At 54.4% G+C, this 19,951-nt stretch carries 17 protein-coding genes and 1 tRNA gene; 7 read left to right on the top strand and 11 right to left on the bottom strand.

The genetic code is table 11. From position 1 onward, the window contains the following. Nucleotides 1-128: 128 nt before the first annotated feature. Both trxB and Q0683_RS01175 read left to right on the top strand, forming a co-directional pair. The gene (trxB, locus tag Q0683_RS01170; protein ID WP_298975840.1) at nt 129-1,490 is read left to right on the top strand and encodes a thioredoxin-disulfide reductase; all 1,362 of its coding nucleotides are present in this window, start codon (nt 129-131) and stop codon (nt 1,488-1,490) included. 19 nt (nt 1,491-1,509) lie between these two features. Further along, nucleotides 1,510-2,265, top strand: a complete 756-nt coding sequence (locus Q0683_RS01175) for a sulfite exporter TauE/SafE family protein (RefSeq protein WP_298975843.1) — start codon at nt 1,510-1,512, stop codon at nt 2,263-2,265. Between the two features lie 43 nt (nt 2,266-2,308). Here Q0683_RS01175 and Q0683_RS01180 read toward each other — a convergent pair. Further along, nucleotides 2,309-2,380: transfer RNA gene (locus Q0683_RS01180), tRNA-Thr, on the bottom strand. Nucleotides 2,381-2,447: 67 nt separating this feature from the next. Further along, nucleotides 2,448-3,230, bottom strand: a complete 783-nt coding sequence (locus tag Q0683_RS01185; protein ID WP_298617652.1) for an ABC transporter permease — start codon at nt 3,228-3,230, stop codon at nt 2,448-2,450. A gap of 432 nt (nt 3,231-3,662) precedes the next feature. Here Q0683_RS01185 and Q0683_RS01190 point away from each other — a divergent pair, with 432 nt between their 5' ends. After that, entirely contained in the window at nt 3,663-5,900 is a 2,238-nt protein-coding gene (locus Q0683_RS01190; RefSeq protein ID WP_298975847.1) for a cation-translocating P-type ATPase, read from the top strand. Nucleotides 5,901-6,182: 282 nt separating this feature from the next. Here the strand turns inward: Q0683_RS01190 and Q0683_RS01195 are convergent, their stop codons facing one another. The 5 genes from Q0683_RS01195 to Q0683_RS01215 form a co-directional block, all read right to left on the bottom strand. Continuing rightward, on the bottom strand, nt 6,183-6,446 hold the full coding sequence (locus tag Q0683_RS01195) for an OB-fold nucleic acid binding domain-containing protein (protein WP_298975850.1): 264 nt from the start codon (nt 6,444-6,446) through the stop codon (nt 6,183-6,185). 116 nt (nt 6,447-6,562) lie between these two features. Then, nucleotides 6,563-7,381 (bottom strand): hypothetical protein, encoded by an 819-nt coding sequence (locus tag Q0683_RS01200; protein ID WP_298975853.1) that lies wholly within the window; start codon nt 7,379-7,381, stop codon nt 6,563-6,565. Nucleotides 7,382-7,429: 48 nt separating this feature from the next. Further along, nucleotides 7,430-8,212, bottom strand: coding sequence for a 2,2'-beta-hydroxylase CrtG (gene crtG, locus Q0683_RS01205; RefSeq protein ID WP_298975855.1), 783 nt, complete (start codon nt 8,210-8,212; stop codon nt 7,430-7,432). A gap of 24 nt (nt 8,213-8,236) precedes the next feature. Beyond that, nucleotides 8,237-8,410: a hypothetical protein gene (locus Q0683_RS01210; RefSeq protein WP_298615529.1), complete on the bottom strand. Its 174-nt coding sequence runs from the start codon at nt 8,408-8,410 to the stop codon at nt 8,237-8,239. 3 nt (nt 8,411-8,413) lie between these two features. Next, nucleotides 8,414-8,596, bottom strand: coding sequence for a 50S ribosomal protein L32 (locus tag Q0683_RS01215; protein WP_298615527.1), 183 nt, complete (start codon nt 8,594-8,596; stop codon nt 8,414-8,416). A gap of 210 nt (nt 8,597-8,806) precedes the next feature. On the opposite strand from Q0683_RS01215, the gene Q0683_RS01220 reads away from it, so the two are divergent. The 3 genes from Q0683_RS01220 to ppc all read left to right on the top strand — a co-directional run bounded on the left by Q0683_RS01220 (nt 8,807) and on the right by ppc (nt 14,492). Next, nucleotides 8,807-9,811, top strand: coding sequence for a phosphoribulokinase (locus Q0683_RS01220; RefSeq protein ID WP_298615525.1), 1,005 nt, complete (start codon nt 8,807-8,809; stop codon nt 9,809-9,811). 26 nt (nt 9,812-9,837) lie between these two features. Then, nucleotides 9,838-11,343, top strand: coding sequence for a DUF3352 domain-containing protein (locus Q0683_RS01225; RefSeq protein ID WP_298975858.1), 1,506 nt, complete (start codon nt 9,838-9,840; stop codon nt 11,341-11,343). A gap of 113 nt (nt 11,344-11,456) precedes the next feature. After that, a complete protein-coding gene (ppc, locus tag Q0683_RS01230) occupies nt 11,457-14,492 on the top strand; it encodes a phosphoenolpyruvate carboxylase (protein ID WP_298615521.1) in 3,036 nt (1,011 codons plus the stop codon). Here ppc and Q0683_RS01235 read toward each other — a convergent pair. Next, nucleotides 14,455-15,834 carry a hypothetical protein gene (locus Q0683_RS01235; protein ID WP_298975860.1) on the bottom strand — a complete coding sequence of 460 codons (1,380 nt, stop codon included), beginning with the start codon at nt 15,832-15,834 and terminating at the stop codon, nt 14,455-14,457. The two genes, ppc and Q0683_RS01235, sit on opposite strands and share 38 nt — an antisense overlap. Nucleotides 15,835-15,951: 117 nt before the next feature. Between Q0683_RS01235 and Q0683_RS01240 the strand changes: the two genes are divergently transcribed. Then, the gene (locus tag Q0683_RS01240; RefSeq protein WP_298615515.1) at nt 15,952-16,686 is read left to right on the top strand and encodes a YggS family pyridoxal phosphate-dependent enzyme; all 735 of its coding nucleotides are present in this window, start codon (nt 15,952-15,954) and stop codon (nt 16,684-16,686) included. A 38-nt stretch (nt 16,687-16,724) separates the two neighbouring features. On the opposite strand, the gene rsmA is transcribed toward Q0683_RS01240, so the two are convergent. The 3 genes from rsmA to Q0683_RS01255 form a co-directional block, all read right to left on the bottom strand. Beyond that, a complete protein-coding gene (gene rsmA / locus Q0683_RS01245) occupies nt 16,725-17,531 on the bottom strand; it encodes a 16S rRNA (adenine(1518)-N(6)/adenine(1519)-N(6))-dimethyltransferase RsmA (RefSeq protein WP_298615513.1) in 807 nt (268 codons plus the stop codon). Continuing rightward, complete coding sequence (gene eno / locus Q0683_RS01250) at nt 17,532-18,809, bottom strand: phosphopyruvate hydratase (RefSeq protein WP_298615510.1); 1,278 nt, start codon at nt 18,807-18,809, stop codon at nt 17,532-17,534. 94 nt (nt 18,810-18,903) lie between these two features. Further along, a complete protein-coding gene (locus tag Q0683_RS01255) occupies nt 18,904-19,677 on the bottom strand; it encodes a pseudouridine synthase (protein WP_298615508.1) in 774 nt (257 codons plus the stop codon). Nucleotides 19,678-19,951: the final 274 nt, after the last annotated feature.

The following is a 19,951-nucleotide window of genomic DNA, read 5'->3' on the forward strand; positions in this document are numbered from 1 at the left end:
TAGGCCTAGGGATTGATCTCACCTTTGATTTCGCTATGCCCATTATGCCCAAAGGCGATTCCCTTGTTTGCCACGGCAAATCGGTTTAGAATTAAATAAATCATAGTCGTTTCGAGTTTATTTTAGCTATGACACCGCCACGGATTGAAAATGTTGTCATTATTGGGTCTGGCCCGGCGGGCTACACCGCAGCTATCTATGCCGCTCGCGCTAACCTCAAGCCCTTTATGTTTGAAGGCTATCAAATTGGGGGGGTGCCGGGGGGACAACTCATGACCACCACCGAAGTGGAAAACTTTCCCGGCTTTCCTGAAGGCATTCAAGGGCCACAACTGATGGCACGGATGAAGGCGCAAGCAGAGCGCTGGGGCACAGAGATGGTTACCGAAGATGTGATTCAAGTGGACTTTAGTCAACGCCCGTTTCTTGTTCGCTCAGCGGAGCGGCAGGTGTATGCCCACAGCGTGATTATCTGTACTGGGGCAACGGCCAAACGGCTCCATCTTCCCGGCGAGGAGCAGTATTGGACAAAGGGGGTGTCCGCCTGTGCCATTTGTGATGGGGCAATGCCCATTTTCAAAGATGTTGAACTAGCGGTGATTGGCGGTGGTGATACTGCGGCGGAGGAAGCAATCTATCTCACCAAATACGGCTCCCACGTTCATCTCCTTGTTCGCGGTGACAAGATGCGGGCCAGTAAGGCAATGCAGGATCGCGTGTTTGCCAATCCCAAAATTACAGTACACTGGCAAACCGAAGCACGGGAAATCCTGGGCGATGGCAACTTAATGACAGGTCTGCGGATTATCAATAAAGCCACAGAGGAAGAATCCATCCTGCCGGTGCGCGGTCTATTTTACGCCATTGGTCACACACCCAATACCCAACTTTTCAAGGATTTTCTGGAATTGGATAGCGTCGGCTATATTGTCACCCACCACGGGACACAAACGAATGTGGAAGGGGTCTTTGCGGCAGGGGATGTTCAAGATCACGAATATCGGCAGGCGGTCACCGCCGCGGGCAGTGGCTGTATGGCGGCACTAGAGGCCGAGCGTTGGCTTTCGGCGCAGGGTCTAATTCAGGAGTTTCGCCAAGCAGTAACCGAGACCAACCCCCCAGAAACAGCGAAACCCACTGCATCCTCCGAGCAGGCGTTTGATCCCCATGCCATTAAGCATCGGGGTAGCTATGCGTTGCGCAAACTCTTCCACGAGAGCGATCGCCTGCTGTTGGTGAAATATGTCTCCCCCACCTGTGCCCCCTGCCATACCCTCAAGCCCATTTTGGATCGGTTGGTGGAGGAGTTTGACGGCAAGGTGCAATTGATTGAAATTGACATCACTGAAGATAGCGCGATCGCCGAGCAAGCGGGAGTTACCAGTACACCTACAGTTCAGCTCTTCAAAAATAAAGAACTCCTAGAGGAGATTGTCGGGATGAAACCCAAAAGCCACTACCGCGAAACCCTCCAACGCTATCTTGCCTAGGCTCGAGCCACTGAGGGGCATGCTCAGTGAGATCGGACTGCTCACCCTAGCGGGTCTGGCGGCAGGTGTGGTCAATGCCCTTGCCGGTGGGGGAACCCTGCTGAGTTTTCCGGCCTTGGTGGCGATCGGCCTGCCGCCGCTGGTTGCCAATCTCACCAGCACGGTTGCCTTAGTTCCCGGTTACTTGGGAGCTACGGTGGCACAGCGCGAGGAGCTGCGGGGTCAACCATGGCGCCTAGGTTGGCTCTTTATCAGCGCTGTGGCAGGGGGGATGACAGGGGCAATGTTGCTGCTGCACACCAAGGAGGCGGTGTTTAATGCCTTGATTCCCTACTTGCTTTTGCTAGCTGCTGTCCTCTTGGGAGTTCAAGAACAGGTGCGAGCTTGGCTAGGCCGGCGGGTGAATGCCCCTGCGATTTCTGAGGCGGGGGCGATTCCTCTTGTCTTTCTGGCGGCGGTCTATGGCGGCTACTTTGGGGCAGGTGTGAGTGTGATTCTGCTGGCAGTGTTGGGAATTGCCTTCGGCGACAATTTGACCCGCCTCAATGGCTTGAAGCAAGTTTTGGCCTTTGGTGCCAATGCTGCCGCCGCTGCCTTTTTTGTCCTGTCGGGGGAGGTGGTGTGGCCTGTTGCTGTGGGGATGGCGATCGCCACCATTGTTGGCGGTTTTTTGGGGGGGCAATTTGCCCGCGCGGTTAACCCCGTGCTCTTACGCCGCATTGTGGTTCTTTTGGCGGTCGTACTGGCAATCGTTTACTGGTTGCAACAGCGATAAATACCCCGCCGCAGATTGTGAATTCCACAGAGTTGGCTAACAAAGCCCGTGACGAGGATTGAACTCGTGGCCTCACCCTTACCAAGGGTGTGCTCTACCACTGAGCTACACGGGCGAGAATTCCCAGAGCTTTATCATAGCCCATTAAGGGGAGAATTGTACCACTGAGCTGCAAGTTTTTCTTAAAAGTTTCGCCGAGAGAAAATTAAGGTGGCGATCGCCAGGAGCGCCACTGTATAAATTACCCCATAAAAGGCATTGACCCCCAGTTCCAAGGGGGAGGGCAGGATTCCATAGACCGCCGTATTCTTAAAGTCTAGGCGAGATAAATCAGGAAAGATCAGATAGAGCAGCTGCAAGAGTTGGCGCACTCCCTCACTCTCGATTTTTTGACCCAGACGAACTAAATTTTGGCTAAAGTGCCCCATAAAGTAGAGGGCGACTGTTAACAGCGTTGCAATCAGGGAACTGGTAAAACTCCCAAAGAGCAGCGCTGCCGCCGTGAGCAGCGATAGCTGAAGCACAATATAGAAGGAGGTAACGATCAGAGGCCCCGCGGGATAGGCAAACTGATTTAGGCTCATCAAAATAAACAGAATCAGCGTCATCAGTGCCACCAGCACCAGCAGAACCGCCGAGAGACCTAAATGCTTGCCAATAATAAATTCTGCGCGGCTGATGGGCTTGGCCAACATCACTAGGATGGTGCGTTTTTCCACTTCTTTATTGAGGAGACCACCCCCCACAAAGGCGGCAATCATTAGGCCAAAGAGAGAAATTCCCCCCATTCCCACATCGAGGCTGATTTTGTCTTGGGTTCCCGCTGATACCTGCCCCAAAATGAGAATTGCTACGGCAAAGCTGAGGGCAAAGAGCGCCGTGACATAGAGAACCCGTTCCCGCAGGATTTCATTAAAGACATTGCGGCTAATTGTCCAGAGGCGACTCAGCGTTAAGGGCAACATCTCCTGTCCTTCTTGAATTCTTGAATTTACTTTTCTCTCAAAGAATACCCAATTTTGTTGTTGCCCTAGCCTCTTGCTTAGACATTCCTGGTCAGACTTTAGACGGTAGTGGTCAAGCTTTCCCCCAATTCTAGGGCTTCTGGCGCCCACAGGAGGCCCTTAAGCAGCGGTCAAGGACACCGGCGATCCGTATTGCCAAGAAACTCCTAGAGAACCAGAAGGGGAGTAAAATACCTTGGATACTTTTAAGAAATCACCAAGCAATCGCCAAGAACTCGCGATGCTCGTCTTTAGGTCAGCCACTGCCATCCCACTTCCAGAGGACAGTTCTCTCCTCCTTTTTCCCCAGAACTTCAAAGCCAGTGTGTCACAATAGGCGGTGGGGACGCAGTTAGGGAAGTTCAACATTGATCTTTTTGGAGAGGGTGCACCGTGTCCATAAGTTCAAGGGTTGATTCCCACACCGCTGAGTTGGCCATCCTGCGGGTGAGTGGCTTGCGCTGTGCCGGCTGTGTGCGATCGCTAGAAAATCAGTTGAAAGAACAGCCAGGCGTAGATGCTGCGGCAGTGAATCTAGTGACGGGAACCGCCGTTGTCACCTATTCCCCCACCCAGACAACCCCCCTTGCCATTGTTGAGAGCCTAAACAAAGGGCGGTTTCAAGCTACCCTTGCCGAAGCCAATGCCCCCTTAGAACTGCCTGCTTCTCCGGAGGAAGCCTCTTTGCCAAGGCTGGGGATTGCCCTTGTGCTCCTCATTCTCTCCAGTGCCGCCCATGGGATTGATCTGCTGCCGGGTCACTGGCCCATGTTAGAAGCCATGATCTGGCATTGGGGGTTGGCCACCGTTGCCCTTCTCCTGCCGGGGTGGGAGATTCTGCGGGAAGGGATAATAGGCCTGATCCAACGTTGCCCCAATATGAATACGCTGGTGGCGCTGGGGGCTTTGGGGGCTTACCTCACCAGTACGGTGGCGTGGCTGTGGCCGGCCTTGGGCTGGGAGTGTTTCTTTGATGAACCGGTGATGATCCTTGGCTTGATTTTGCTGGGACGCAGTCTTGAGCAGCGGGTTCGTCAACAGGCACAAAAGGACTTGCGATCGCTCCTTGCCCTTCAACCCCCACGGGCACTGTGGCAGCCCAGTTTAGAAAGCACAGACCGCTGGCCCATTCCCGTGCAACAAATTCAGGTGGGAGACTGGCTGTGGGTGGCGGCCGGGGAACCCTTTCCCGCCGATGGCACGATTGTAACGGGAGAAACTTGGGTGGATGAATCCCTTCTTACGGGGGAATCCCTGCCCGTCGCCAAAGGGGTGGGGGACTCTGTCCTTGCAGGCAGTCGCAATGTGGGAGCGGCAGTTACCCTCAGGGTAGAACGCTGTGGCCGTGCCTCATTTTTAGGCCAGATTTTAGACTTGGTGGTGCAGGCGCAAAACCGCAAAGCACCCGTGCAGCAGATGGTGGATGTGGTGGCCGGCTATTTTTGCTATGGGGTGCTGGGGCTGGCAGGAGTAACGCTTGTCTTTTGGGGGGCGATCGCCCCCCATCTCTTTCCGGCACTGACCTATAATACGCCCCTGTTGTCCCTCAAGCTCTCCTTAAGTGTTTTGGTGATTGCCTGCCCCTGTGCCCTTGGCCTTGCCACCCCCATTGCCCTACTGGTGGGCACCAGTCGCGCTGCTGCCAAAGGTTTAATTATTCGCGGTGGCGATGTTCTCGAGCGCGTTCAACAGGTGGACACAATTATTTTTGATAAGACAGGCACGCTGACAACGGGCGAACTGGCAGTGGCCGAGATGAACCTGTACGGCCATGACTCCCCAGAGGAGGTGCTGTATCTACTGGCCAGCCTAGAGCACAAGAGTCACCATCCCCTTGCTGTGGCAATTCAAAAGGCATGGGCGGCCACGGGGCAAAACCGAGAACTCGCAACGGTGACAGAGAGTGAAACCACCCTAGGACTGGGGATCAGCGGTTACATTGAGGGGCAGTACTATCGGGCTGGGCGCCTCGATTGGCTACGCACCCAGGGCGTGGATTGTCCTTCCCTAGAGCTAGAAACCCATGTCGCCCTAGCCTGCGATCGCCGGCTGATGGCGGTAGTGACTTTTCGCGATCGCCTCCGTCCAGAGGCAGTGAGCACCGTCCAAGCTCTGAAAGCCCAGGGCTACGAGATTCACGTACTCACGGGAGACACCGCCAGGGCGACGCAGCAACTCCTAGGCCCTCTTGGCCTACCGCCAACGCACCTCCACACCGACCTGCAGCCGCACCAAAAGCTCGCCCTCATTGAAGGGTGGCAGACCCAGGGCAAAGCCGTGGCCATGGTGGGGGATGGCATGAACGATGCCCCTGCCCTAACGGCCGCCCAAGTGGGAATTAGCCTAGGCACCGGTACCGAGGTGGCCATGGAAGCAGCGGATATTATCCTTACTCGCAATCACCTAGAGGATGTGCTCACCGTGTTGGCCCTCAGCCGTGCCACCTTCCGCAAAATTCAGCAAAATCTTCTCTGGGCCGTCGCCTATAACATCGTTGGTTTACCCCTTGCCGCCGGTGTGGGGTTACCCCTATGGGGACTCAGTCTCACGCCCGGCATTGCTGCAGCTTGTATGGCCACCAGTTCAATTGCCGTTGTCCTCAACTCCCTCAGTCTCCGTCGAGCAAACTAACTCACGAATCTGCTGGGCGTTGGCGGGGGTGAGTCGTTTTTTATGGGGCAGGACAACAACTGCCGGCCCGCGTTTGCATTCTCCCATACAGCCAGTCGCTTTCAGGACAATGGGGAGCCTTTGGGCTGCTAGTTCTTGCCACAATTCCTTGGCGCCCCGGCGACAGCAGGAAGATTTTTGGCAAATGAGTACCCTACAGTTTGACAAATGAGTACCCTACAGAGCCGAGCACTCTTTGCTACTGAGGCTGGGGCTGTTGCTAAAAACTCTAAATGGCTGGCTTTATACTGCTTGCTCTAAATGGCTGGCTTTATACTGCTTGACCCAGCCATCGTACTTATCGCTGATCGTTCCCTCTAGGCGCAAGCGATCGCCCACCTTGGGAGGTTGTGCCAACTCACGCCGCAGCGACTTTTCCAACTTAATCCAGACTCTACCCGTTGCTGTTTTCAGAATCACAACCTTAGGTAGTCCCTTTTTATAGAAGACCTCTTCGACGGTACCCTCAAGGCTAAATACTGGCAACTCCTTAGCGCCCCGACCCATAAACGTAGCACCTTGTTAGCAATATTTCTCAATAGATTAAGGATAGCAGACAAGGGTGGAGCCGGGGGGTCTAAAGCGTGGTCGGCGCCCGCTGCGGCAATAATCCAATAATCAGGTCAACCGGAGAGAATCCGCTCCCACTCGGCCAGTAGATTGTCAATACTCAAGTCCGGCGGGCTAGTGGAGGTGCCATCAGGAGGGCTGCCCACCTCCTCGACACTATTGGGAAAGAGTTCTTCGAGAGTAGGCTGAGTAGCAGAGGGTTCCCCTGAATTGAGATCGGCCACTAAGTAAATTTGGCGAATGTCTGGCGGCAGATACTCCACGATGCGCGCTAACCCCTCTTCTAGTTGTCGGTTGAGTTCCTCAAGGCTGTAGGTTTCCCCTTGCACTTCTAAGTAGGCGCGTACACGTTCAAGACTCCAATGGAATGTCTGCGTCGTCACCAGCACCAAGCGACTCAGGGGACTGAGGTAGGCAAGGCTGGCTTCCAGGTAGCACCAAAGGGGGGGTGGAGCAGCTTGAAGAACATAGGTAATCTGTTCGATGCCGGGGAGTTCCTCTTGGATCAGGGTGGCGGTGCGATTGACAATCCAATTGCGTAGGGAGTGAGCTTCCTCATCACCCACTTTCACCCCCTCAGGGGTAAACTCCACCAGGTCAAGGCTGAAAAATAACCCATGCCACACCTTGGCAAAAAGATAGTCCACCTGCACCGGCGATCGCCCGTGGTGCTGTAGCACACTGTAAACAAGAGGGCCGTAGCGACAGTAGAGGGCAACAAAGTAGCAGCCACGATCGCGCTCCTTTTGAAAGTGTTGCACCAACTCCTCATCGGACCAAGTGAGTAACGGCTGAATCAGGGGATGTTGCCGCTCCGGGATCCTAGGAAAGGAGAGAACCTTGACCATACTCCCTGCCACTGAATTAGACACACTGTCCTACGCCTTCGTCAATTGGCCTATGCAGAATTCATCCTCAGTTCAGCCTTGGGTGCGATCGCGAAACAAAGGCAGGTAGTCGCGGCTCTCTGTCCCCAGCCAGCGGTCCCAAAAGGTGAAATAGAGGCCATAGTTACAGCGAAACTGGCTGTGGTGCAAACTGTGGTGCGTTGCGCCAATTAGCCACTGCCCCAGCCAATGCTCAGCAAAGCCACGGGGATAAATCTCTAAGTTCAAATGGTTAATCACACTGGAGACCGTCATGAGGCTCAATTGAATGACAATCGCATAGGGATGCAGCGGCACAAGTACAATAATCAGTGGCAGAAAAATTGCCTGTAGGAAGGCCTCCCAGGGGTGAAACGAAAAGGCAGTCCAAGGGGAAGGGACAATGCTGTGGTGATGCACGCGATGGATACGACGGTAAATTTTGGGGTGGTGCATCCAGCGATGGAGCCAGTAATAGTAGGTTTCGTGGAGCAGCAGCACAAGACCAATGCTCAAGGGAAAGTAGAGATAGTCCCAGAGGGAATTCAACTCCAGATAAACCGCCGTCCAGCCCCGCTGCCACATCACTGCGGCGATCGCCCCCGCCAGGGCAAAAATAGCCGCTGTCAGCAACGACCAGCCAAACTCCTGCCAAAACTGTCCCCGCTGGTAGGGGCGCAAATTGACCCGCCGCTTCTTGAGAGGCGTCCAGCGTGCCACTGCATATAGGAGCGAAAAAAAGCCCGCCACCAACACAAGGCGGCTAACCACCATTAAAAACATGACCCCAACCATAATGGTAAAGAGGCGGGGGTCACTGAGGTTGTAGGGAATCATGCGAGAAAGTGCTAAGTGCGCCTTCTAAACCCAGCCCAACCAGTGGAGCAAGCCCTCCCCTGTCCAATATTCCCACAGCAAAAGAATTACCAAGCCAACCATTGCAGCACGACCGTTGATCCGCTCCGCAAACGTATTAAAGCCGTACTTGGGGGTTTCCAGTTTTGGGGTGCGGCTTGGCTCTGTGGGCGTAGCCATAGATTACTCCTGTTCCTCTTCGTTCTCTTCTTCGGCTTCAGGGAAGTAGAAGCCGCGGGCACGTTCCGTCAAAATAGACTTGCCAATCGAGAGGGCGCGTTGAGCTTGGAGGGCAGCTTGGCGCTTCCAGACCGCACGGCGCATACTGCGCTTAGACTTCGAGGTTTTCTTCTTGGGGCAGGCCATGGTAATCCCTAGGACTAACTTTCGCAACCTATCAGTGTATCCCAAACTCTCCTCTAGGGCAACTGCTGATTTCCTCTGGGGACGGCAATGTTCCTCTTTTTGCACAAAAACTATCACAGAGGGACACCACCCTTGTAATATCAGTTAAGGGAATACTGAACCACCCCATTAGGGGATGTCCACTTCTACGAGCAAAGGGAATCGTCAGCTATGAGCAGGAAGCCAGACCGTGTGGTTCTCATCGGCGTTGCTGGAGACTCCGGCTGTGGTAAATCAACGTTTTTGCGCCGACTGGCCGATCTGTTTGGCGAAGAATTTATGACTGTGATTTGTTTGGATGACTATCACAGTCTGGATCGCAAGCAGCGGAAAGAAATGGGGATTACGGCTCTTGATCCCCGCGCCAACAACTTTGATTTGATGTATGAGCAGATCAAGGCTCTTAAAAATGGCGAATCAATCATGAAACCCATCTATAACCACGAAACGGGGACAATTGATCCGCCAGAGAAAGTTGATCCCAACCATCTGATTGTGATTGAAGGGCTGCATCCCCTCTATGATGAGCGGGTGCGATCGCTCATTGACTTCAGTGTGTATCTCGACATCAGTGATGATGTAAAAATTGCTTGGAAAATCAAGCGAGACATGGCCGAGCGGGGTCATAGTTACGAAGATGTGATTGCCTCTATCAATGCCCGCCGCCCCGACTTCATCGCCTATGTCGATCCCCAAAAGCAGTACGCCGACATTGTGCTGCAAATTCTGCCGACCCAGTTGGTCAAAGAGGAGAAGGTCGGCAACATCCTACGGGTACGAATGCTGCAGCGGGAAGGCGTCCCCGGCTTTGAGCCGGTCTATCTCTTTGATGAAGGCTCGACAATTACTTGGATTCCCTGCGGTCGTAAGCTCACCTGCTCATACCCAGGCATTCGCCTCAGCTACGGACCTGATGAATACTATGGCCATCCTGTTTCGGTGTTAGAAGTGGACGGTCGCTTTGAAAAACTCGATGAACTGATCTATATCGAGAGTCACCTCAGCAACACCTCCACCAAGCACTATGGCGAAGTGACAGAACTGTTGCTGAAGCACCGTGATTATCCGGGTTCTGATAATGGTTCGGGGCTGTTCCAAGTGCTGACAGGGCTGAAAATGCGCGCCATCTATGAGCGCTTGACCTCGCGGGATGCGGCCACGGTCACCAACCGCTAGTTTGGCTTGCCACATTGAGGGCACTGATGCAACTGCACCGGCGATCGCTATGGTCATTGTTTTTGGTCTTCATCCTCTGCTGGTTGGTTCTAACCTGTGGCCAGCCTGCCTTTGCTGCCGATAGCGATGACCTGATCTTTGTCCCCCGCCAAGCCCAGAGTGTCCTCAAGCTCAATCAACGTCCCGGTAGCGATCTCCTGCGTTTTTTTTGGGAGCGTTTTTGGACATCGCAACTTGCTCATTGGGGCTGGTCGTGGTCTGAAATAAACGCCTGGGTGGGAGAGGGAGTGACTGTTGCTCAGTTGCCCTGCCCTGAGGTCTGCCAAACTCCCCGACAGTTGTGGATTCTGCCCCTGAAGCGTCCCGAAGCAGCAACGGCTTTTTTGGAAACCTACTGGCAGGCATATCCCTTTGAGGCGCAAGTCTATCAAAATATTTCCCTCCAAGTGGGCAAGGACTTAGTAACAGCACGGCTAGGCGATCGCCTGCTCCTCGCTTCGGATGTGGAGACCATGATCGCGAGCTTAGGGTCGGCTGTGACCGAAGATGGCAATCTGGCGGGTTTGGCCTTTTATCAACAGGCTCGCCCTCAACTAGAGGCTCAATCTACGGCTCTCTACTACGCCAACCTGCAATCCCTAAGTCTTGAGAATCGGGACTTGGCACCCACCTATGATCGCCTGCTGGTTGCCATGAAGGCACAAAACAAGGAGCTGCATTTGCAAGCACTTTTGCACCGCATCGGTGACCCGACACTGATCTCTGCTCCCCTTGACCTCGAGTTCCTGCGTGCCCAAGAACCGATGCCGACGCTGGTGATTGCGGGTTCCCACTTGCCAGAGGGCTATAGCCAACTCACCGAGGCTTTGGCGGATTACCGCTTTGGCAAAACTCCCCAAGGGGATGATATTGCGAGCCGGCTGCTGCGGGATTTAACAGCAGATATACCAGTGGATTTGACGACACAAATCTTCCCTTTGGCTAGGGATCGCTTTAGTCTTACCCTTTGGCACCAAGCTGATGAGCAGTGGCAATGGGCGTGGCAGACGCGCAATACCCCAGAAACGCCAACCCTGCTGCGGCAACTGGAGGATCTTGCCCGTGCCAATGGCTATGAGGTCAACCGCTTGGTGTTGAATCAAGAAGCCGTAACCGCTTGGGTGAAATTAGTGCTTGCCCCCCAGACAAGTGAAGGCGTGGTGTCCGACGTGGCAGCGGCCTATAAGCAACAGGGCGATCGCCTACTCCTTGCCTCCTCTCTCTCGGTCTTGTCCCCTGGCCGGAATAAAAATAAAAAGGGGGCTTGGCTACCGCAAAGTCTCCTGAGACAGCAGCAAGGGGTTCATGGGCTGGTCTATGCCCATTGGCCACAGCTATTTGCCCCCCTGAGCCAACGCTGGCCTTTACTACAGTACCTCAATGGCGTCAGTGGGGGCGGGTTGGAACGTCTGCAAAGTATTACCTTAGTGAACTATGGGGTTCGCGATCGCCTGCAACACCTGGAACTGATTCTGAGTAGCAAAAAAGACTAGAAATACATTACAAACATTAACGAATCCTTAACAACGCTGTTATCAATTGTTGTATTTTGCTGCATCAGGATTCGGTAAAGTAGGGAGTATTATGCTTGCAGACTGGGGTAGATATGACATCAGTCCTCGATGTGACCAATCGCGATCGCTTGATTGAAAGTGAAAGCTTAGCAGCCCGTACCTTACAAGAACGTTTGCGACTGGTGGAAGAGGTCTTGGTGGATGTCTTAACAGCAGAATCCGGTCAAGAATTAGTTGATCTATTGCGGCGCTTGGGTGCCCTTTCTTCACCCGAAGGCCATGCCCTCCATCCTCCAGAGGGAGAACTGTTGAAGGTCATTGAATCCCTCGAGCTAAATCAAGCAATTCGTGCTGCCCGTGCTTTTAACCTCTACTTTCAAATTATCAACATTGTTGAGCAGCACTACGAACAACAATACAATCGCGAACGGGCGGCGCAAGAGCGACGACGACCCCGCAGTGTCATGAGCGAACCCATTTCCGGTGTAAGTGGTGAAGGATTTCCCTTGTCCTATACGGCTGCTAATGCAACGGGTGTGCGCAGTGGTCTGAGTGAGCGCCTAGAGCATAGTCTCTATGAAGCCATTCCCGCCACCCAGCAGTATGGTTCTTTTGCGTGGCTCTTCCCTCGGCTGCACATGCTGAATGTGCCACCGCGCCATATTCAACAACTGCTGGATCAACTGGACATTAAGCTGGTTTTCACGGCGCACCCGACGGAGATTGTGCGGCAAACGATTCGCGATAAACAGCGCCGGGTTGCCCGCCTATTGGAGCAACTCGATGTGCTCGAGGGGGCTTCTCCTCACCTGACGGACTGGAACGCCCAAACCCTGCGGGCACAACTAATGGAAGAAATTCGCCTCTGGTGGCGCACCGATGAACTGCATCAATTTAAGCCCGAGGTGCTCGATGAGGTGGAATACACCCTTCACTACTTCAAAGAGGTGATTTTTGCTGTTATTCCCAAGCTCTATCGCCGCCTTGAGCAATCGCTGCATGAAACATTTCCTTACTTGCAGCCACCCCGTCACAATTTCTGTCGCTTTGGCTCTTGGGTGGGGGGCGATCGCGATGGCAATCCCTATGTCAAACCAGAAGTTACGTGGCAAACGGCCTGCTATCAGCGCAATTTAGTTCTAGAGGAGTACATTAAGTCCGTTGAGCGGTTAATCAACCTGCTGAGCTTGTCCCTGCACTGGTGCGATGTGCTCCCGGATTTGCTGGATTCCCTTGAGCAGGATCAACGGCAACTGCCCAGCATCTATGATCAGTATGCGGTGCGCTATCGGCAGGAACCCTATCGCCTCAAACTTACCTATGTGCTCAAACGACTGCAAAATACCCGCGATCGCAACCGGGCACTGCAAACCTACTGCATTCGCCGCAATGAGGCGGAAGAGCTAAACAATGGGCAGTTTTACCGCCATGGTCAGGAATTCTTGGCAGAACTTCTGCTCATTCAGCGGAACCTGAAAGAAACAGGACTCACCTGCCGTGAACTGGATGATTTGATTTGCCAAGTGGAGGTCTTTGGCTTTAATTTGGCTGCCCTCGATATTCGGCAGGAAAGCACCTGTCACGCTGAAGCTCTCAATGAAATTACCGCCTATTTGGGGATTCTCCCCTGTCCCTATACGGAACTCTCGGAAACCGAGCGCACGCGCTGGCTCCTCAGTGAACTTTCGACCCGTCGCCCCTTGATTCCGGGGGAACTCCCCTTTAGCGATCGCACCAATGAAATCATTGAAACATTCCGCATGGTGCGGCAACTGCAACAGGAATTTGGCACGGATCTGTGCAATACCTATATCATCAGCATGAGCCATGAGGTCAGTGATCTGTTGGAAGTGCTCCTGTTTGCCAAGGAGGCCGGGCTTTTTGATCCCGCCACAGGGACCAGTACCCTGCAGGCAATTCCCCTCTTTGAAACGGTGGAGGATCTCAAGCATGCCCCAGCGGTGCTGACGCAACTCTTTTCTCTGCCCTTTTGCCGCAGCTACTTGGGCAGCCACAGCACCCCCTTTCTCCAAGAGGTGATGTTGGGGTATTCCGATAGCAATAAGGATTCGGGCTTCCTGAGTAGCAACTGGGAAATTTATAAGGCACAACAACGGCTGCAAAAAATTGCCGAAAGTTTTGGCTTCCAACTGCGGATTTTTCACGGTCGAGGGGGGTCGGTAGGACGTGGCGGTGGCCCTGCCTACGAGGCAATTTTGGCGCAGCCAGAGCAAACGATTAAAGGACGCATCAAGATTACGGAACAGGGAGAGGTGCTGGCCTCTAAATACTCGTTGCCGGAATTGGCCCTCTTTAACTTAGAAACGGTGGCCACAGCGGTGATTCAAGCCAGTTTGCTGCGCAGTAGCATTGACGAAATTGAGCCTTGGCACGAGATTATGGAGGAACTGGCTACGCGATCGCGCCGGTGCTATCGCCATCTCATCTATGAGCAGCCAGAATTCATTGAATTCTTTAACGAAGTCACCCCAATCCAAGAAATTAGCCAACTGCAAATTAGCTCACGGCCAACGCGGCGGGAGGGCAAGAAAACCCTTGAGAGTCTGCGGGCAATTCCTTGGGTCTTTAGCTGGACGCAAACTCGCTTTCTGCTGCCGGCTTGGTACGGGGTGGGCACTGCTCTGAAGGAATTTCTTGAGGAAAAACCCGCTGAGCATCTATCTTTGTTGCGCTACTTCTACTACAAGTGGCCCTTCTTTCGCATGGTGATCTCCAAGGTTGAGATGACCCTCGCCAAGGTGGATCTGGAAATTGCTCGCTACTACGTCCAGGAACTCAGCCAACCCCAAAACCGTGAAGCCTTCTTTCGTCTTTATGACCAGATTGCTCAAGAATATCGCCTGACAACAGAGCTAGTACTTACAATTACCGGACATCAACGGCTATTGGACGGCGATCCAGCACTTCAGCGATCGGTGCAACTGCGCAACCGCACTATTGTTCCCTTGGGTTTCCTGCAGGTCTCTCTCCTGAAACGGCTGCGTCAGCACAACAGCCAAACCACCTCTGGCGCAATTCTCCGCTCCCGCTATGGTCGGGGTGAGTTGCTGCGGGGCGCCCTTTTAACCATCAACGGGATAGCAGCCGGCATGCGCAACACGGGCTAGGAATTCCTAGGCAAGGGGGTTCTTGCTTACTCCCCATGTATTCTGTAGGTCGGCCGGTATCCCCATCAATCACAAGGCTGCCCACATAGTCGGCATTGCTATAGGCCTTGGCAATTTGCTCGGTGATCTGCCGCATATCCGCAGCAGAGACAACGCCATTGTCGGTGGCCTTGTAAAATTGCACGGTGACCCGAATGGGGAAGCGGGGATCCCGCTCGATGGGCAGACCGTCAATCTCGGTAAAGGGGCCTTCCACCTCGCCATGGCTAATCACCGCAGCCTCCACATTAGAGCGAGCGGCGGTGGACATCCCTTCCATCAATTTTGATTCTGGTACCGAGAAAATTGGCATTGGCAGGCGTGGCCGGGGTGCTTGCTTTAGGGGCACTTGAATGAGCATTACCATATTCATCCCTGCGGCTTCCGCTTGGGCGGAGGTCATTTCACCTTGGCCGCTGCTGACGCCAAAGTCGCGGGCACGCTGTCCCACGAGGCTCGCCCGTTCGCCATTTTTGTTGAAAAACAGTCGCTGCCCCCATGTTTGCCCCGCTTCAAAGGCATCCCGCTGGTTGTCAATGACGGTGGCACTGGTGCCTTGGCGGGTGACGAGAATCGCCAACACCGCTGGATTTTTTGCGTAGCTCTGGTAGTTAAAAAGGACGGGGTTGAAGGTGGCCTGCCCTTGGGGCGGAATGGGTAGAAAACAGGCTTGGGCACTCACGAGGACATGGCTATCGCGATCGGCCAAAAGGGAGCGACGATTCCCTGCCCAGGATCGCGGGTTGTGGAGATAGTTGCGAAAGTTGCCGAGAAATTCCCTAAGGTTCACCCGTTGCAGGGGTTTCCCCTTTTCATTCCCCACAAGGATAAAGAAGCGCTCAAGGGGAATATCCGCTGTGCGATCCGTAAAGTTCGGAAAGCGAATTACCGGCATCAGACTCAGTTCATACCCCTTGGTGCGTGGGTTGTACTGCTGGATTTGAATGGTCATGTCACTGATATTGGGGCCTACGGCAGAATTGTGGTAACGGGCGGTGTCTTCCCATGTAATGTCAAGGATATTTAAGCCATACTGTTGAGCCAGTCGCTGTGCCTCCGGATTGTGGATCATACTGCGGGTGCGCTCAATCACTTGGCGATAGCGATCGTAGTCGGCCACAGAAACGCGCGATGGGGGTTCGGGTTTACGGGGTGGCATGGGAGTTGATTCAATCCCCCAAGTGGGTTGACCTTGGGCAGAGGACATAAAACTTTCTCCTAGGGAGAGCACCTTCCCCGCTAAAACGGTACCGAGAGCCAGTAAACCGATGAGGCCAAGGGAGAGCTGGAGGGGCACAGCCATAGAATCGTTCTGAATTCTACCCTCTAGCCTAGTCAAGGGGACTGCAAATCCGGCCACGGTTTCACTTTTTGCAACAGAGTTTTAGGATCAAAAAGCATCCTTACCCGCAAGTTGCCTGTGTTATCCGCTGCTGAAATTCGCGATCGCGCCACCCACCTCAAATCAACGCTGCCTCCCCATGTCCGCCTGATTGCTGTGAGCAAGTTTGTGCCGGCGGCTGCCATCCGTGCTGCCTACGAAGCGGGCCTTCGGGATTTTGGGGAAAGCCGCGTACAGGAAGCTGCCAAGAAACGGGCTGAATTGGCAGACCTGCCAGACATCACGTGGCATCTGATTGGCCACCTGCAAACGAATAAAGTACGGCAGGCGCTGCAACTTTTTGACTGGATTCACTCCGTTGATCGCTGGCAATTAGCGGAGCGCATAAACGCCGTTCTCAGGGAAACGGGTACCCCCAGTCCTCGCTGTCTGTTGCAAGTAAAACTTCGCCCCGATCCCCAAAAGTACGGCTGGGAAAAATCAGAACTCGAAGCTGCTCTGCCCCAACTGGATGCCCTCTCCCATCTGCGCTGCTATGGTCTGATGACGATTTTGCCCCTAGGGCTGTCCCCTAACGAACAATTGCAGGTGTTTCAAGAATTGCGAGCTTGGGGAGAAACCCTCAGTACCCAACCATGGCAACATCTCCGGTGGCAGGAGTATTCCATGGGCATGACCCAAGACTATCCCCTTGCGGTGCAGGCCGGAGCAACGATGGTACGCATTGGCACCGCTATTTTTGGCGATCGCTTGCCGCCATTTCCTTCAACTCAGCCGAATTCTCCAGAGGAGAGTAGGGTTACCCTTCGTTGAGCAGCGGCAATACCCTTGGGGCTGTCACCTGTGGGGGGCTAGGAGGCCGGCCGCTCCTGCTGGCGTTGCAGAACCTCACTGAGCGCTAGCCAATCCTCTAAGCTCAGGGCTTCGGCACGGCTATTGGCATCCCGCCCCAACTGGAGAAGCGCTTGGCGCACCTGCTGCGGTGGCACCAGAGACTGCAGGGCATTGGCAAGCATCTTGCGGCGGGTGGCAAAGCCCTGTTTAAGAAGAATTTCCAGCCACTGGGGCGATCGCACCCTTGGGAGTACGGCGCGGGGCCACAAACGGATAACTGCCGACTCCACCTTGGGGGGCGGCTGAAAGGCGCGGGGGGGTACCGCACACACCTTCTCGCAAGTGGCCAAAAATTGCACCCGTACCGAGAGGGCGCCGTAGGCTTTGCTACCGGGAGCCGCCATCAGGCGATCGCCAATCTCTTTTTGCACGAGTAGAATTAACCGCTCAAAGGGGGGGCGTCGCGGTTGGGCAATACTGCCGAGCAGATGCCCCAGCAATGGCCCTGTGATGTTGTAGGGGATATTGGCCACCACTTTGTTACATCCCAAGGGCGTTAAGTCCAGCCGCAGAATATCCCCCTCAATCAACTGAAACCGCTCACCCCTAAACTGCTGCCGCAGCCGTGGGCAGAGATCCCGATCCAGTTCGACGGCAACCACTTCAGCCCCGCTGGCGAGGAGGGGACGAGTGAGGGCGCCCCGACCCGGACCAATTTCAAGCACGCGATCGCTCGCCTGCAGCTCAGCCGCTGCAATGATTTGGGCTAAAACCGATTCACTGCGCAGCCAATGCTGGCCAAAGCGTTTGCGGGCACGACTCACCTAGCGCGGCCCCAAGCCCACCGTGGGCGCATACACCGCCTGATCTCCCAATTCCGCTTCAATGCGCAGCAGGCGATTGTACTTGGCCACCCGCTCACTGCGACAGAGGGAACCCGTCTTAATTTGACCTGCACGAGTCGCCACCGCCAGATCCGCAATCGTCGTATCCTCTGTTTCCCCAGAACGGTGGCTAATGACCGAGCGGTAGCCCTTGCGCGTGGCCAGATCAATGGTTTGCAGCGTTTCGGTTAAGGAACCAATCTGGTTCAGTTTAATCAAGATGGCATTGGCCACGCCATTGTCAATCCCCCGCCGCAAGCGCTTGGGATTGGTGACAAACAGGTCATCCCCCACCAGTTGAATGCGTCCGCCAAGGGTCTGCGTCAGGAGTGCCCAGTTCTCCCAGTCCTCCTCCTGCAATCCGTCCTCAATGGAGACAATGGGATAGTTGCTCACCAAGTTTTCGTAGTAGCGGATTAGCTCCGCAGCCGTGCGGCTGGTCTTCTCAAACACATATTTGCCATCTTCATAAAATTCATTGGCAGCCACATCGAGGGCAAGGGCAATATCGGTGCCGGGGGCGTAGCCGGCCGTTTCAATAGCCTGCAGCAGAATATCCAAGGCCGCTTGGTTAGAGTCCAAATTGGGAGCAAAGCCCCCTTCATCCCCCACGCCAGTCAGTAAGCCTTTGTCCGCCAGTACCTTACTCAAAGCTGCGAAGACTTCTGCCCCCCAGCGCAGCCCCTCCCGAAAACTGGGAGCACCAATGGGCATGATCATGAATTCCTGAAAGTCAATGTTGTTGGCTGCATGGGCGCCGCCATTAATGACATTCATCATCGGCACAGGGAGCACATTGGCTAGCGGCCCCCCCAAGTAGCGGTAGAGGGGTAAACCGAGATATTCGGCTGCCGCTTTGGCCGTCGCTAAGGAGACTGCAAGAATGGCATTGGCACCAAGGTTGGATTTGTTCTCACTGCCATCGAGTTCTAACAAACATTGGTCAATGAAGGCTTGATCAAGGGCATTGAGATCCACGAGGGCGCTGAGAATTGTTGTTTCAATGTTTTCAACCGCGGTGAGTACCCCCTTGCCACCGTAGCGCTTCGGATCGCCGTCCCGCAGTTCATGGGCTTCAAAACTTCCCGTTGAGGCACCACTGGGAACTTGGGCAAGTCCGACAATGCCGCAATCTAGTTCGACTTCTGCTTCAACGGTGGGACGCCCCCGCGAGTCGAGAATTTCGCGGGCACGAATCGTTGCGATCGCCGTATCCATCTTGTGTATCCTCAATATGCAGCTTGATTGTACGATAGATACCTTGCCAAACATCAAGAGTTTGAGGTTAACGGAAGGGGGAGCCACAACCTGTTCAAGACCTGTTTTTGACAAAGCTTGCTGGAGTGGACAGGGGGGTAGGCGGCTTAGGGAGGGCAGCCAACTCTTGGCGGCTAAGGGGACGAACGGCGCGCGGGGCAAGATTACCTAGGTGAATCGGGCCAATCGCAATCCGGTGTAGGGAAAGGACGGGGTACCCAAGTTGTGCAGCCACACGGCGAATTTGGCGGTTGCGGCCTTCATGCAGAATGATTTCCAAGAGGGAGCGATCGCCCTCACTGCGCAGGAGCTTAACCACTGCGGGTAACGTCACCCTCCCCTCCAAGAGAACCCCCTCTCGCCACTGTTGGAGCACCCTTGCTGGCGGCTGTCCCTGTACCCAGACGCGGTAGGTTTTCGGGATGTGATGGCGGGGATGACTGAGATAGTAGGTGAACGCCCCATCGTTTGTGAGCAGTAGGGCACCACTGGAGTCGGCATCGAGGCGACCCACAGGGTGAAGCCCCCCTACCCCTCGATAGGCAGGAGGTAATAAATCCAGAACGGTAGGGCGACCTTGGGGATCGTGACAGGTACAGAGAACCCCCTTGGGTTTATGGAGGAGCAGATAGAGCCGTTGGGGAGGGCGGGGTGGGTTCAGGAGCTGTCCTCTGTATTCAATGCGATCGCGCATTGGATCGACTTTGTCCCCCAACTGTGCCCGCTGACCGTTCACAAGGATCTGACCCCTGCGGATCAGTATTTCGGCGTGGCGGCGTGAGGCCACTCCCCAATGGGCAAGGACTTTTTGGAGCCGCTCCGTGGTCATAGGCACCTCTGGAGTTCGGCGGCACTCCCGCAGCTTCTCGTTCTAACTTCTTTTTTGCCTAAGGGCGGCCTAGGAGTTGTCATTCTTTAGCAAACTTGATACAAAAGAATTGTCCAATTCTTGCCCAATCATCAATCATCTGACGTGAGGAGTTTTATGAAATCTCTTTACAAGCTTGCTGCCCTAGGCTTAATTTTAGTTGGTTTCTCCACAACACTGGTTGCCTGCGGGGGGGGCGGAGGTAACACCGAGAATCCAGCACCAACAGAATCGC

The sequence above is a fragment of the uncultured Thermosynechococcus sp. genome (assembly GCF_938074695.1).
Lineage (GTDB): Bacteria > Cyanobacteriota > Cyanobacteriia > Thermosynechococcales > Thermosynechococcaceae > Thermosynechococcus.

What these genes read in the sequence shown, in the direction of transcription:
- Q0683_RS01185 (WP_298617652.1), bottom strand. Translation starts at nt 3,230, where the DNA reads ATGTTGCCCTTAACGCTGAGTCGCCTCTGGACAATTAGCCGCAATGTC.
- eno (WP_298615510.1), bottom strand. Translation starts at nt 18,809, where the DNA reads ATGGATACGGCGATCGCAACGATTCGTGCCCGCGAAATTCTCGACTCG.
- Q0683_RS01215 (WP_298615527.1), bottom strand. Translation starts at nt 8,596, where the DNA reads ATGGCCTGCCCCAAGAAGAAAACCTCGAAGTCTAAGCGCAGTATGCGC.
- Q0683_RS01235 (WP_298975860.1), bottom strand. Translation starts at nt 15,834, where the DNA reads ATGGCTGTGCCCCTCCAGCTCTCCCTTGGCCTCATCGGTTTACTGGCT.
- Q0683_RS01220 (WP_298615525.1), top strand. Translation starts at nt 8,807, where the DNA reads ATGAGCAGGAAGCCAGACCGTGTGGTTCTCATCGGCGTTGCTGGAGAC.
- Q0683_RS01195 (WP_298975850.1), bottom strand. Translation starts at nt 6,446, where the DNA reads ATGGGTCGGGGCGCTAAGGAGTTGCCAGTATTTAGCCTTGAGGGTACC.
- Q0683_RS01255 (WP_298615508.1), bottom strand. Translation starts at nt 19,677, where the DNA reads ATGACCACGGAGCGGCTCCAAAAAGTCCTTGCCCATTGGGGAGTGGCC.
- ppc (WP_298615521.1), top strand. Translation starts at nt 11,457, where the DNA reads ATGACATCAGTCCTCGATGTGACCAATCGCGATCGCTTGATTGAAAGT.
- Q0683_RS01210 (WP_298615529.1), bottom strand. Translation starts at nt 8,410, where the DNA reads ATGGCTACGCCCACAGAGCCAAGCCGCACCCCAAAACTGGAAACCCCC.
- Q0683_RS01175 (WP_298975843.1), top strand. Translation starts at nt 1,510, where the DNA reads ATGCTCAGTGAGATCGGACTGCTCACCCTAGCGGGTCTGGCGGCAGGT.
- trxB (WP_298975840.1), top strand. Translation starts at nt 129, where the DNA reads ATGACACCGCCACGGATTGAAAATGTTGTCATTATTGGGTCTGGCCCG.
- Q0683_RS01225 (WP_298975858.1), top strand. Translation starts at nt 9,838, where the DNA reads ATGCAACTGCACCGGCGATCGCTATGGTCATTGTTTTTGGTCTTCATC.
- crtG (WP_298975855.1), bottom strand. Translation starts at nt 8,212, where the DNA reads ATGATTCCCTACAACCTCAGTGACCCCCGCCTCTTTACCATTATGGTT.